Source organism: Campylobacter felis, from assembly GCF_030250085.1.
GTDB classification, from domain to species: Bacteria; Campylobacterota; Campylobacteria; order Campylobacterales; family Campylobacteraceae; genus Campylobacter_D; species Campylobacter_D upsaliensis.
Window position 1 is genome coordinate 46,528 of the sequence record NZ_JANURX010000002.1, and the last position, 13,157, is coordinate 59,684.

The following is a 13,157-nucleotide window of genomic DNA, read 5'->3' on the forward strand; positions in this document are numbered from 1 at the left end:
GATGAGTAAGATTAATTTTGCAAATTTAGAAAAAGAAAGGCTGAAATTTTTTTGCGATAATGAAAGATGTATCGATTGTAATGGCTGTTCAGTTGCTTGTGATGAAGCACACGAATTGCCTATAAATATACGCCGCCGCCGTGTCATTACGCTTAATGAGGGTGAGGAGGGGAGAGAAGTTTCGACTTCTATCTCTTGTATGCATTGCGATGATGCACCTTGTGCGATTGTGTGTCCTGTGGATTGTTTTTATATACGAGGCGATGGGGTGGTTTTGCACGATAAAGAAATTTGTATAGGGTGTGGATACTGCCTTTATGCTTGTCCTTTTGGAGCACCGCAATTTCCACAAAGTAGTGTCTTTGGAGATAAGGGCATTATGGATAAATGCACGATGTGTGCGGGAGGTCCTGAAACGACAAATTCGCAAAAGGAAAGAGAGCTTTACGGACAAAATAGAATCGCCGAGGGTAAAGTGCCCGTATGTGCGGCGATGTGTTCAACTAAGGCTTTGTTAGTTGGAGAAAGCTCTAAGATAGAAGAAATTTACGCACATCGCTTAGAAAGTAGAAAATACGGCATTAAAGCTCCAAGCGAAAGTATGGAGTGGAGAATAGCCTATACAGGAAAGGAGCGTTTATGAAAAAGCTTTTTTTACTCGTTCTTTCTTTTGCAAATTTATTTGCCTATGGTGAAGAAAGAATGGGGCAAGATACGCAAATTTGGGATTATAACCGTATTACAAATATAGCAAATTATGATACTTTTGGTAAGCTTTGGACGACTTTACAAGGCGAGTATATCGCTACTGTAGCTTTGCTTAGTGTGATTGCCGTTTTGGCGGCTTTTGCTTTGCATTATATGGTTATAGGTCCTAAGCAATTCTCTCACGCAGGAAAGAAAATTTACGCCTTTTCGCTTTTTGAAAGACTTTTTCACTTTATCGCTGCGCTTTCTTGGGTGATTTTAGTGCCGACAGGTTTTATTATGATGTTTGGAACGACTTTTGGTGGAGGGCTTTTTGTGCGAGTGTGTAAAAATTTACACGCCATTGCGACTATCTTATTTATCGTTTCTATTGTCCCTATGTTTTTTTGGTGGATTAAAAGAATGCTTCCTGCAAGTTATGACATTAAATGGCTGATGATAGTAGGTGGCTATTTAAGTAAGGAAAAAAAGCCCGTGCCAGCAGGAAAATTTAACTTTGGACAAAAATCGTGGTATTACATCGCTGTTTTTGGAGGCTTTTTAATGATACTAACAGGAGGGTTTATGTATTTCTTAGACTTTAATTCTACTCCTGTGCAAAGTATTTTTGGGCTTAGTCATATCGAGCTTTTAAGGCTTAGTGCGATTATACATAATCTTTTAGGTATAGTGTGTGCTGTGTTTTTTGGCGTGCATATTTATATGGCTGTGTTTGCGATTAAGGGCAGTATTCACTCTATGATAAGTGGCTATAAGGAAGAAGAAGAGGTTTATATCCTGCATAGTTACTGGTATAAAGAGCTTTCTAAAAAGAAGCAAATCGAACCTAGCTTTTCTTACAATCAATAAATTAGGAGGTGATTTATTATCCCTCCTCGAGATATTTTCTCAAAATATCTTTCACTTTGTTTTTTAACTCAAGTGGGGCAATGATTTTAACATAAGGAATCCATTGTTTGATGAAATTTAAAAACTCATCTTCATAAGAAACTTGTGTGCTTAAAGTATAACTCGTCTCATCTTCATCAATAATTTTATAATTAGTCAATATTTCTTTTCTAAAAAAATACTCTTTCGCCTTTTTATCTAGTCGCAAAAGCACCTCCCTACCCTCACCCAACCAGACATTTTGGTCATTTTGAATTTGCTTTTTAAAGGCTTCATTGGGAATAAATTTCTCGTTCTTTACATCAAGTTTCAAAATTTTACTAAAATTAAAATGCTTTAATTTGCTATTTTCATCGGCTAAAAGATACCAAATACCCTTATAATTTACTAATTTATAGGGTTTTACACTGCTAGGGTTTTACACTGCGTTGTTTATTTTTATAGTCAAAATTTAAAACATTATGATTTAATATAGCAACGCTAAGATTCTCAAAAAGCTCATAATCCACCCTTTGAAAACCCTCATTTTTTATCTTCAAAATTGTATTAATTTTTTGGCTTAAAATATCGCTAATAAAATTTTTATCAAGCCTAGGATAAAGGTCACTTATACCGCTTATGGCGGCGAAATTTTGTATATCTTTAAAACTAAGTTGCCCCAAAGCAAAACTTTCTAAAGTATATTTACCATTTTCTCTTTTAATAGGCATAAAGGAAAGTCTTTGATTTAAGTCTCTTTGTATAGTTCTCGTATCCACATTAAATTCCTGCGCTAACTCCTCCACGCTCACGCTTTCACCATTATTAAATTTTAGCAAGATTTGCACCAAGCGTGTGCCTAATTTGTCGTATTCTTTCACAAATTTTCCTTAAGAATCAAAAGGTCTTTAAGCAAACTCGTATTTTCTATCCCCAAAATCTCACTCCTTAGACTCTTAAGTTCGCTTAAGCTTGGATTTTTGGCGTGAACAGCTTCATTGCGTATCTTTTGGATAAGACTTAAGCTTTTTGAAAAACGATAGTTAATAAATCTAATAAGTTCTCTATCTAAATAAACTTGGATTTTTGGGTGCTTGAGTAGAAATTTAATGCTTCCAAGATTAGGTTTTTGAGTAAAAAAATCTTCGAGTATATAATCTTTACCCTGCACATTATATTTTAAATCATAAAGGCTAGAATTTTGTTCACAAAGCTTTAAAAAAAGCTTTTTTGCAAAACTATAAAGCTCATATTCTAAGGTTTTAGAATATTTAACAATAATGCTTGTGAAGTCATTAAGCGGGTCATTTTCGCTATGCATAAGCTCTAATTCTGCGTTGATAAGATTGCTTACACTATTAGGGTGGAGAAGATAAAAAAGTCTTTTACCAAAAATAAAGCGTATGAAATTTTCTTGCATAGTCAAATATTTTTCATCTTTATATACGCTTAAATAATGCCTCTCATCGCCTATAAAATAACAACACTCTTCCTTCATTCTTACGCACAAAGGATAGCTGTAATTATTACCATAAATGGCGTAAGTATGATGATTAGGCGTGATAAAATTGGCTAAAAATCTATCTCTTAAAAGGCTAAAATCCTCCCTCACCAACTCCCTTAAATCACTAATGATAAAAAAATCCTCCACTTCCAAATTTTTTTCTTTGTAGTAAGCAGGAATTAAACTTTCATCGGCATTTTTACAAACTTTTATCACCTTAGCAACAAATAAATTCGCATAATCGCTTAGAAAAAGTTGTAAAAAATTATCCTTAGTGGTAGTTTGATAGATATTTTCTAGGGAATCTTGCCTTTCTTGGTCATTTAGCTTAGATTTAATTTTACCAAAGGCAACTTGAGATTTTTTCTGTAAAATACTCAAATGCTGCTCGATAACATCGCTTTGGTAATAAGGATTGTAAAGAATTAAAAGATGATTCATATTTTAGCGTATCTTTCAATAAAATTGCCTTATTTGAAAAGCTCTTTGATGTTTTGCTTAATGTCATCAGGATTTTGCTTGTAATCTTGCAAAAGCTCTTTGACAATCTCAAAAATTTCATCAAAATCCTCAGGATATTTATTTTTAAAATCAACCAATAAATCCAAAGCCAAACAAAGGGCATCGGCGTTACCTTTACTGCTTTGAAAAATATTTTTCATATCCATTAGTAGATTCACAATACGAGAACTTTGTAAAGGATTTGTAAGGCGCTTAAAGATTAAGCCCTTAAACACACCAGCAAGTTTAAATGATGAAAAAATTTTAGAGAACATTTTGTTTATTTCCTAATTCTTAGACTTAAAAATGCGAGATAAAAATTCCAAAAGCCCACTTCTTTCGCCCTTACAACGAGAGCAGATAAAATCTAGCGGATTTAAGGCATCGCTTTTAGGACGAGCTAAAAATTTCTCCCCACATTTTAAACATTTTTGAAAACTTGGTCTAAGCTTTATCATCGTTTATCCCAAAAAAAGTTCATCTTTAAAATGTATAACATCATCTTCAGTCAATCTTTCCTCTAAATATTTATTAATAAATTCTAAAGCGATATTTTCTTTTTCAAAATTTAAATTGTTTTCCAAAAGAAAATATTTAGCCAAAAATTTCCTAGAAAATTGTTTTTCACATTCTTTTAAACTTAACAATAATTTAGGTGCTATTTTTTGCTTATTTTCATAGTGTCTTTTAATCTCTTTCATTACACCACCGCGTCTTTGTATATCCAAAAGGCTTTTAATATCTTCTACATCAACCTTATCAAGCCAAGAAGATCCTAATATAACGCCACTTTTAAAGTGTTTTGCATAAAACTCATAGACACTTCTTTGTAGGTCATTTTCTTCAATAAAATCATTAGAACTTGTATTTGAACTTTGCTCTATTTTACACATTACCGCCTTATTAAAACCTCCAGAAAAAACAACAGCAACGCCCGTTTCAAGCTTTCCAAGATATTGCGCTTGCTCTTCTTCTAGCGCCATTGTATTTGCGATAGTTTCTTTATCATCTGCAGCAAAAATTCTATGGACAATCTTAGTATTTGTGTTTTTTAGCACTTCTGGAGTAAGTTTGTTTGGAATTTGGTCAGCAATCATCAAGCATTCCCCATACTTACGGATTTCAGCTAACATATCAGCAAAAACCTCTACTCCCTGCTTTTTATTAAGACTATCTCCGGCTTGATATTTGCTTAAAAGCCTATGAGCCTCCTCAATAAGAATGATATGCTTAATATCGTGCTTTCTTTCACTAGAAAAGAAATTAGCCTTAATGGCTTCTAAAATATTGCTCAAGATAAAGCCCATAATTAAAGACTTTTCGCTACCATTTCGAATTTCTTCTATCTCCAAAACAACCCGTTTATCGAGTAATTGTCTAAAATCAATAGACCTTTTTGTATTTAACATAAAGCCCTTAGAACCTACCAAAAGTCCGTTTAATCTAGCCTTTATAGAACCTATATAATCGTTTTTTAGTCTTTCATCAAATCCTTGCTTTAAAACAACATTTTCAATTTTATTATTTAAATCTTCTAAAGTTGGAAAAGAATAAATTCCATCATCAAAAGCAATTTCTCCATAAATTTCATTTTTATTAGTAGCAATATTCCAACCCTTATCCTTATAGCATTCATATATCGCACTTTCTATAATTTGAGGGATTGCCGCTTCCATATCAAATGCCGCTTCTATACTTGCTTTTATCATATCTACCCGCGAAGTGATGCTTTCGTGAGGAAAAAATTCAAAAGGATTAAGTCTAAAAGGTGCTACCGTATCCTTTCCTAATGTAAAAATCAGCAGGTCATCATATTTCTTTTTCAAAATTCTATATTCTGTTTTTGCTGGTTCTATCACTAAAAACGGCTTATTGGAATTAATCAACAAATTTTGGCAAGTCGTTGTTTTACCACTTCCTGTAACACCCGTGATGAAAATATGTTTATCCAAACTTAATTTATCGATACTTACATTTTTATTAGTAATATTTCCACTCTGCATTAGTTTTCCCAAAACAAGCTCATTTTCCGACTCAGGACTTTGAAAATTTAAGCCAAATTCTACCTCTTCTCGAAGTTCTAAACCCATTACATCTTTTTTAGGCAAACCTGAAATTAAACTTAGCTCCTTAGAACTAATCCAATTTCCCAAACTGGTATAACTTTGAGAAAGCAAAGAATTAATTTTAGGGTCACAATTTTCAATTTTTATTTTAGGAAGTTGCAAGTTTCTAAAAGCGTGCAATCTCTTCCCATCATTAAGCAAAAAAGCGCGTAAAGGAATTTTATTACCATTTTCTCCACTAAAAAGAGAGATGATTGTATTTTCAAGTTTCTCTAAAACGGCTTGAGAATTAGAAAAACAAAACATACTACTCACAAACATTCCCTTACCTTTCCCATAGTCGATTCTAGGAATCAAAATTTCATCGATATATTTAAGCCAATCTTGACTTTGCTTATCGATAAATTCAAAAGTGAGAGCATTAGAAGTTGTAGTGCTTTCATTAGTGCTTGTTGTAAGGGACTTATTAGTTCCATCAGTTACACTCGTGCTCTCTCCTTCATTTTTAGTAATAGCTTGACTTTTACTTCCACCTACGGTGCGTGTTGTGCTTGAACCTTGCGATTCAGTTACCGAACTTTCCTTATTAGTGCTTGATCTATTACCGCTCTCACTCACTGAAAAGTTTGTGCTCTCATTCCTATTACTGTTCTCGCTCCGTTGTTCATCTTCATTTTGGGTAGTGGTTTCACTCCTACTTTCTCCTGAATTTTCGCCCTTAGTCTCACTATAATTTGTGCCTTCTGTTTTACTTTCTCCTTCACTCCTAGCGTTTGATGTTGATTCTTGTTCGCTGCGTTTTGCCATTGGAGAAAGTGAAGAATAAAGCTCAAAAATATTATTTTCTATCCCTAAAATTTCATTATCATTTACTAAAGAAGCGATAATCATAAAGCCAAATTCACTATCAACACCCATAACATCAGCAAGACGATCAACGCCTTGAAACTCATTTTCATCTTTTAATATACCTGGAACACCCTCTATGACACTTTGAAAAGAATTATTTTGAATTTTCTGAAGCACGGCGCGTTTTTTTTCTTTTTTAATCGCCTCTATCTTACTCCCACGAAAATTTCCTTTTATGCTAGGTTCAAGTATAAATTTACCTATTTCATCGATGTTTAATTTTGGAGCTTGTTTTGAATGATTTCTTGCTATACCATAGTAAAACTCTACTCCCTCATTATTCCCTAAAATGAGATAAATAAAATTAATCCCCTCTATCCTCAAAGCACTTAAAACATTTTCCAAAGCCTCTCTGCGAGGTGCATCTTTTTTAAAAGTTACACTTTCAACCTTATAAAGCACCATATCGCTTGGGTCTATATCCTGCGTTTTTAAGGTGCTAATATTGTCCTTACTATTAAGATAGTAATTATTTTGCTTACTTAAAAAATTTTTTACTTCTATCATTTTAATTTTTCCAACCTTTCCTTATATTCTCTTTCTCTTTTTTCTCTAAAAAATTTATATGTTTCAGTCTCCTTTTCAAGCTCTTCGCTATCTCCATCTAAAACAATAGAGTGGTTATTGATTTTATTTTGAAGTGTGATGTTTGAAGATAAACAAAGTTTCTTTTTTTTACTCCCTATTATGGCACCATCTTCGGTTTTATCTTAAAATCACATTGAAATTTACTCAAAACCTTCTCAACGATACTTTTATTCCAAATGCTATCTTGCAAATACTCTGTGAAGAAAGGGCTTTGAAAAATGACTGGATTTTGCTCGTCCCAAATAAAAGCAAAGTCAAGTTCATCTCCTTGCACATATTCCTCTTTTTCCTCCCACCACTTCCAAAAATCGTCCCAAATTTCAAAAGAGGTCGCTCCCTCATTTTTCAAAGCCAAAAGCTCACTATTATAAAATTTACAAATTGTAATTTTATGGTCTTTAATCAAAAATAAATTACAAATCACTCTTTTTTCTTTATCCACTTTTCTTCCTTTCAAAACCCAAACAAGTGCTTTTTTTGCTATTTATAATGAAGTTTATCGCATCCTTTAACACTATCTTCTGCTTGATTCTTTATTCTTTTTGCTCTTATTCACTCCCTTAACTTTTTTGTTGGCAAAAGAAAAGAATTCATCTCTTGAGTGAAGTTTATATTTTTCTTTAAGACTTGAAAAATCCGCACCATTATTAGAATTCGCATTTGCTTTAGCAGCTTCCATTTTTTTAAAGTTAGAATCAATAAGGGCACTGATTTCACTAAAATCCTCAAGTTCGTCAACGAGGCCGCTATAGACTTGACTGTTTATAGAACCAATTACACTACTTACCGCACCCAAAAGACCCATTTTTTCTCCTTATTTTAATTTGATAGTAAAATTTCTTCACCCTTAGATAAAACCTAAAATACTCAATCATTTCTAAGAAGTGCGTTAAATTTATCCTTTTGCTCTTGCTCTGTAAGCTCTGGCTTACTTTCCTTCAATGCCTCCTTCAAGGTTTGTGAAATATCCGATGGCTTTGTTCCATTCGCTAAGGGTTGATTTTGCATATAACGCACTAAATCCTCAGAATTGATATTGTTTTGACTGGAATTTTTAAGTATGCTTTCAACATCCTTTTCGTCTATTTTACCCTCATTAAATTTCTTCCCCATACCTTTCCAAAACTCAGTACTTGTTTGAAGTTTGAATTTTTCATCAAGGCTCTTAATACCCAAACCAACGCCCAAAGCTGTATCCGCCCACTTATCTATATCACTTTTTTCTTTATTTAAATCAATTCTTCCCGCTCTCATTTCAGCACTAAGATAGTCAATATAAGCATTAATGCTATCAAAATCCTCAGGCTTTTTTTCAGCCTGTCTTAGTGCGGCACCGTAATCCTCAGGCGTATATTCCTTCTTAAAGATGCCTAACGAATTTACCACCGCAGATACCACATCTACAATTAACTTTAGATGAGGCGATAAAGCCCCTATTGTCTTAAATAAAGAGCTACCAAAAGACCCCAAAGTACTACATACACTACTTACTGCACTAATTGCTGTACCAACGAAACTCCAAAAACCCATTTTTTCTCCTTATTTTTAATTTGATAGTAAAATTTCTTCACCCTCATAGCAAAGACCAGCTTCTTTATCCCATACACCATACCTAAAAGTATTTGGACCTGTGATTTTTATGCGAAGTTCCGCATTCTCATAACAATTATCAAGACTAATATTATAAGACTTTACCTCCTCAACACCTAATGAACCAGAAGTAGCACTCGCATATGGAGTATAGTAAATTGGATACTCTTTCGTATCATTGTCGCATTTGACAAAGGTATGCCATTCCCCACTTACTGTATCTAATTTGTCTTTATCAAGCACAATCACAAATTCCTTCATTCTCACTACACCAAGATAGAAATTAAATTTAGCCTCATCATCGATGCCTACTTCAGAAATGACATTGATACTGCCTCCCTTTCTTCCGTCAAGTAAGCCAAACACAACACCCGTTTTACAAGTGATTTTGGTGGATAAGTCATCATTTGTATCCTCTTCTAAATTCAATTCTCTACGCTTTTCTTCAGCTTCTGGAGTCCCAAGTGCTGGATAAAGCTCAAAATCTAAATCCTCTTTTTCTCTTTTAGCTTTTTGCATCATTCTTTCAAAAGCTTCCTTAACTAAAGGGGAACGCGAAGAATTTCCTCCCAAAAAGATATGAAGTTTGTTAATGCCCTCCATCTTTTCAACAGCAATCTTATAGGTATGATAAAAATTTTTAACTCCCATATCAATACGCTCAACCAATTTAGCCTCCAAATCCTTAACATTACACTCAAGCGTCATACCTATCATTTTTCCGTCATTATCTATGAGACTCACTTGTAATTTACCGCTTTTTAACGCACTAATTTTCTCATCGACTATTTCCTCTTCTTTTCTAAAAAGGTCGATATTTTCCCAAAAAGGTCTAATTTCCTCCACAAGAGCGGTGGTATTTTTCCTTGCTTCTTGTGAATTTTGAACTAAACTTTCATCTCCACCAAAGCCCCGCTCTGTAATTGGCTTTGTAAAAGAACAACCCTTTGAACGCATAGCATTCTTGTTTGTCTTAAAAATTTCATAAGCCAAAAATTCGAGCAAATACTCTCCCCCAAGATAAGGGTCCCCACCCGCACCAAAATGCTCTATATCAAAGTCGTAACGACTCTTTTCACTACCACGCCAAACTCCAAAATCAAAATCTGTCGTTCCACCACCAAAATCAAATACCCCATAAAAAGTTTTCTTATCTACAAATGCTTCATCATAAAAGCCATACGCCTGTAAAGCACTGATAGCATAAGCTGCGGGCTCACTAACACTAAGTTGAACTTTAAATTGCTTTGAATATTCTGATCTAAATACCGCATCAGGGATAGCTTTAGCAATGCCCCTTTCAAAACTTTGACGGATTTTCTCCCTTACCGCTTGAGGATATTTCACTGGAAATGATAATACATAATTCAAATAAATCCCACGCATCATATTATTAATATATCTACCTATATAATAAGCATAAATTTCAATAGGATTTAAATCGCCCTCTTCACATTTTACAAAATCTTTTAGGGTGTAAGATTGCGAGTTATCTTTGATACGAAATTTATTATCAGTTGTGCCAGCCCATTGCTTTAAATTGCTAAAAAGCGGTAAAATCCCTCATTATCAGCCTTTTTAAGATTCCTGTTTGCAGCGTGAGAAATGCGTATATCTTCCCAAAAAGTAAGTGGTCTTGACTTACAAGAATCATAAGCATTTTTAAACCTTTCTATATTCACAAATTCTACGATAGTAGGATTTTCATAATCGTCTTTTTCTTGCTCTGACTTAGTATCCCCAGAACCTATACGAAAAAGTCTCTTATGCGATGTCTCGTCAATCAACCCCGCAACAGTGCTTTTCGTCCCAAAATCAATGGCAACAACACCCTGTTCTTTAACATCTGATAATGGGGACCTTGCATTAAGAGACTTTTCTAATTCGATACTTATCGTATGTTTAGTCTCTTTTGTAGCTCTATAAATATCCCAATGCCCTTTATTAATATCGTAAAGTAAGGTTTTATCATAAGGACTTAAATCCACAGCATAATAATCTACTTCAAGCAAAAATTTTTCTATTACTTTTTGCCGTAAGGCTACTGCTAAATCCTCTTTAGTAACATGCTGTTGTAAGTCTGCCTGTAAGGCTGCTGCTAAATCCTCTTTAATAACATTAAGTGCTTGCGCTAACCTTTCATATTCATTTTTATTTAACACAATGGTATCTATGGTTTTGACTTGCTGACTCATCATTTTCCTTTCTATTATAATTCTACTAAGGAACGACTAGTATCATTCCCATCTTTAAAGCCTACTAGGCAAACCTTTTTTATTGACCCTTGTCCTTTGCTATCTTTGATGTTAGTATGCTCCTTATTATTAAAATTATCACCCTCTTTTACCTCTAAGCGTTTAAACCCATACAATTCTTCGTGTAAGGGAAAAAGTTTGTTGAATAATTCTATTATAGATGAATCTTCACATTTTTCATTTTCTATGAAGACATAAAGACTTTTTAAAATAGTCCTATTTGTGCTAGTAGCGTTAAAATGCATCAAACTATCATCTTTAATGTATGTAAAGTTACTGCGAAATTGAGAAGATAAGCTCTTATAAAACTCATAAAGTTCTATATTAGCCTCATTTTTTAAATTTTCTAATGTCTGGCTTGTCTTGTTATTTTTTTGCTCTAATGCTTCATTTCCCACCTTTAGTGCTTGATTTTCTTCTTGGAGTCTTCTTAGATTAATTTCAAGCTCTTTTTTGTGATCCTTAGTTTCATCTAATTCCCTTTCAAGCTTTTTTTTGTCGCCTTGAACTGATTCCAAGATCTCCTTAAGCCCTTCTAAAGCCCTAATAAGCTCCTTACTATCCTTTTCCCTAACAAAAGTTACGCAACTTTTTTGCCCATCGCTAGATTCTACACTGACTATAAGCTTTTTAATGCTATCTTCTTTCATGTTCTCTACCATAATTTTCACTCCTTTAATTTTGTATTTTTTAAAAATTTTAAAAATCCATTTACATAATTTAATATAAGCCTTCTTTTTTTACTACCTTCTTTTTTTTTACTGCCTTCATCTTATTTCGTATCCTCACTATCTAAAATCTGCATCATACGCTCGTGAATCAATTTTTTGCTCTTAATCTCCTCTTTTTGTTCCTTATTTGCCTTAGCATAAATTAAAATTTGTAATACATTAAGTTTTTGAAGTATGCTTTTACCTGTCTTATATTTGTCCCTATAAGCCGCATAACGATGTAAAATTTCTCTAAGACTTTTATCCTCTAAAAGCAAATTAAGGTCTTTCGTATAATCAAGCTTGACACAATGTAATAATTGTATAAATTTAGCACTGACAGAAATGGGTTCTTCATCACATAAAATCATCAAATCGATATTTTCTAATTTTTTAAATTTTTCCTTAACCCTTTCATTTTTTAAAAACAATAGCACAGTCGTGCTATCTAGGCTTACAGACTTAATTTTTTCTTTTTTTTCTAAAGACTGATTTTCATTTTTCTCAAAAAATTGGCTTTTTTCTTGTTCTTGGGTAATGATAGCTTGTGCTTCCTGATTTATCCTTTCACTTTCATCAATGAGGTCCTTAAATAAATCATCAGCCACTTCAATCAAAGCCGCCAAGCGGTCAAAATAGCGTTTCTTATCAGCTGAAAGCTCCTCTCCAGCCTTATACCTTGCCTTATGCTCCACTTCAGCCCAAACATGTTGTAATAAAGTCTTAATTTGAATTTCAGCTTTCAAACCCTCCAATTTTTCTTCATTTATGTCTAAATCTTGTTTTGACACGACATTTAACATTTTTGGGGAGTAACTAATCACTAAATGTTTACCGAGATAACCAAACTTCCTTTGCTCTCTAAGCTCTTGCGTTTTATCGATACTATTTTCCTCATCAATTTGCTCTCTAAGTTCTGCTCTAAGTATTTCATAGACAATTTGACTATCTTTAATCGAAGTGAGTAAAATCTTAACACCAACCAAATCGGTAACTTCTTTTAAAGGATTGCTGTATTTAAGCCTCTTGTCATCTCTGTTAATTTTCCCCTCAAAACTTTCAGGAGTTTTAGTGCGAGATTGCGTTTCAGCGACATTTTTATCTAGCTTACCTTCTTTAACAGCCTTATCAATCAAAGCATCAATATATGCTCTTAAAATACTTTCAAAAGATTTATAAATAGAGACATCTTTTTTATACTGCTCAAGCACTTCTTTTGAATTAAATTTTATTATATCTTTTAGGGGTTCCTCTGGGGTTACCTCAAGATTAAAATCTTTTATCATAAACTTCACCATACCTTAATATTTTTAGATAAAAAATGTTTTTTATTATAGCACCCCCCCTTGCCAAGTAAAGTGCCAAAATTCAATATCTATCTCTTAAAATGTGTTTCCACCCCCACAATAAAAAGAGTAAATATAAAACACAAAGCACTAAATTATAGGGAAAGGGCTGT

The 13,157-nt window shown here is 33.4% G+C and carries 13 protein-coding genes and 1 pseudogene; 2 read left to right on the plus strand and 12 right to left on the minus strand.

Annotated elements, in window-relative coordinates:
- Window position 1: 1 nt before the first annotated feature.
- Both fdh3B and NYG92_RS01490 read left to right on the plus strand, forming a co-directional pair.
- A complete protein-coding gene (gene fdh3B, locus NYG92_RS01485) occupies window positions 2–643 on the plus strand; it encodes a formate dehydrogenase FDH3 subunit beta (RefSeq protein WP_004275575.1) in 642 nt (213 codons plus the stop codon).
- The gene (locus NYG92_RS01490) at window positions 640–1,557 is read left to right on the plus strand and encodes a formate dehydrogenase subunit gamma (RefSeq protein WP_289233308.1); all 918 of its coding nucleotides are present in this window, start codon (window positions 640–642) and stop codon (window positions 1,555–1,557) included. Before fdh3B ends, NYG92_RS01490 begins: the two co-directional genes overlap by 4 nt.
- A 16-nt stretch (window positions 1,558–1,573) precedes the next feature.
- Here the strand turns inward: NYG92_RS01490 and NYG92_RS01495 are convergent.
- The 12 genes and pseudogenes from NYG92_RS01495 to NYG92_RS01550 all read right to left on the minus strand — a co-directional run bounded on the left by NYG92_RS01495 (window position 1,574) and on the right by NYG92_RS01550 (window position 12,984).
- Window positions 1,574–2,456 (minus strand): annotated as a pseudogene (locus tag NYG92_RS01495) (helix-turn-helix transcriptional regulator).
- Window positions 2,453–3,520, minus strand: coding sequence for an HP0729 family protein (locus NYG92_RS01500; protein ID WP_289233309.1), 1,068 nt, complete (start codon window positions 3,518–3,520; stop codon window positions 2,453–2,455). The pseudogene NYG92_RS01495 and the gene NYG92_RS01500 overlap by 4 nt, the downstream one beginning before the upstream one ends.
- A 29-nt stretch (window positions 3,521–3,549) precedes the next feature.
- Window positions 3,550–3,855 carry a hypothetical protein gene (locus tag NYG92_RS01505; RefSeq protein ID WP_432264796.1) on the minus strand — a complete coding sequence of 102 codons (306 nt, stop codon included), beginning with the start codon at window positions 3,853–3,855 and terminating at the stop codon, window positions 3,550–3,552.
- A 12-nt stretch (window positions 3,856–3,867) separates the two neighbouring features.
- The gene (locus NYG92_RS01510) at window positions 3,868–4,038 is read right to left on the minus strand and encodes a hypothetical protein (protein ID WP_289233310.1); all 171 of its coding nucleotides are present in this window, start codon (window positions 4,036–4,038) and stop codon (window positions 3,868–3,870) included.
- 3 nt (window positions 4,039–4,041) lie between these two features.
- A complete protein-coding gene (locus NYG92_RS01515; RefSeq protein WP_289233311.1) occupies window positions 4,042–7,062 on the minus strand; it encodes a helicase HerA domain-containing protein in 3,021 nt (1,006 codons plus the stop codon).
- A 178-nt stretch (window positions 7,063–7,240) separates the two neighbouring features.
- On the minus strand, window positions 7,241–7,585 hold the full coding sequence (locus NYG92_RS01520) for a hypothetical protein (protein ID WP_270977499.1): 345 nt from the start codon (window positions 7,583–7,585) through the stop codon (window positions 7,241–7,243).
- Window positions 7,586–7,657: 72 nt separating this feature from the next.
- Complete coding sequence (locus NYG92_RS01525; RefSeq protein WP_270977501.1) at window positions 7,658–7,948, minus strand: hypothetical protein; 291 nt, start codon at window positions 7,946–7,948, stop codon at window positions 7,658–7,660.
- A gap of 62 nt (window positions 7,949–8,010) precedes the next feature.
- Entirely contained in the window at window positions 8,011–8,673 is a 663-nt protein-coding gene (locus NYG92_RS01530) for a hypothetical protein (protein WP_289233312.1), read from the minus strand.
- A gap of 15 nt (window positions 8,674–8,688) precedes the next feature.
- On the minus strand, window positions 8,689–10,104 hold the full coding sequence (locus NYG92_RS01535; RefSeq protein ID WP_289233313.1) for a hypothetical protein: 1,416 nt from the start codon (window positions 10,102–10,104) through the stop codon (window positions 8,689–8,691).
- A 164-nt stretch (window positions 10,105–10,268) separates the two neighbouring features.
- Window positions 10,269–10,931 carry a hypothetical protein gene (locus NYG92_RS01540; protein ID WP_289233314.1) on the minus strand — a complete coding sequence of 221 codons (663 nt, stop codon included), beginning with the start codon at window positions 10,929–10,931 and terminating at the stop codon, window positions 10,269–10,271.
- Between the two features lie 11 nt (window positions 10,932–10,942).
- Window positions 10,943–11,650 (minus strand): hypothetical protein, encoded by a 708-nt coding sequence (locus NYG92_RS01545; RefSeq protein ID WP_289233315.1) that lies wholly within the window; start codon window positions 11,648–11,650, stop codon window positions 10,943–10,945.
- 110 nt (window positions 11,651–11,760) lie between these two features.
- Window positions 11,761–12,984, minus strand: coding sequence for a GTP pyrophosphokinase (locus NYG92_RS01550; RefSeq protein WP_289233316.1), 1,224 nt, complete (start codon window positions 12,982–12,984; stop codon window positions 11,761–11,763).
- Window positions 12,985–13,157: the final 173 nt, after the last annotated feature.

What these genes read in the sequence shown, in the direction of transcription:
- NYG92_RS01550 (WP_289233316.1), bottom strand. Translation starts at nt 12,984, where the DNA reads ATGATAAAAGATTTTAATCTTGAGGTAACCCCAGAGGAACCCCTAAAA.
- NYG92_RS01500 (WP_289233309.1), bottom strand. Translation starts at nt 3,520, where the DNA reads ATGAATCATCTTTTAATTCTTTACAATCCTTATTACCAAAGCGATGTT.
- NYG92_RS01540 (WP_289233314.1), bottom strand. Translation starts at nt 10,931, where the DNA reads ATGATGAGTCAGCAAGTCAAAACCATAGATACCATTGTGTTAAATAAA.
- NYG92_RS01510 (WP_289233310.1), bottom strand. Translation starts at nt 4,038, where the DNA reads ATGATAAAGCTTAGACCAAGTTTTCAAAAATGTTTAAAATGTGGGGAG.
- NYG92_RS01490 (WP_289233308.1), top strand. Translation starts at nt 640, where the DNA reads ATGAAAAAGCTTTTTTTACTCGTTCTTTCTTTTGCAAATTTATTTGCC.
- NYG92_RS01525 (WP_270977501.1), bottom strand. Translation starts at nt 7,948, where the DNA reads ATGGGTCTTTTGGGTGCGGTAAGTAGTGTAATTGGTTCTATAAACAGT.
- NYG92_RS01515 (WP_289233311.1), bottom strand. Translation starts at nt 7,062, where the DNA reads ATGATAGAAGTAAAAAATTTTTTAAGTAAGCAAAATAATTACTATCTT.
- NYG92_RS01505 (WP_432264796.1), bottom strand. Translation starts at nt 3,855, where the DNA reads ATGTTCTCTAAAATTTTTTCATCATTTAAACTTGCTGGTGTGTTTAAG.
- NYG92_RS01530 (WP_289233312.1), bottom strand. Translation starts at nt 8,673, where the DNA reads ATGGGTTTTTGGAGTTTCGTTGGTACAGCAATTAGTGCAGTAAGTAGT.
- fdh3B (WP_004275575.1), top strand. Translation starts at nt 2, where the DNA reads ATGAGTAAGATTAATTTTGCAAATTTAGAAAAAGAAAGGCTGAAATTT.
- NYG92_RS01545 (WP_289233315.1), bottom strand. Translation starts at nt 11,650, where the DNA reads ATGGTAGAGAACATGAAAGAAGATAGCATTAAAAAGCTTATAGTCAGT.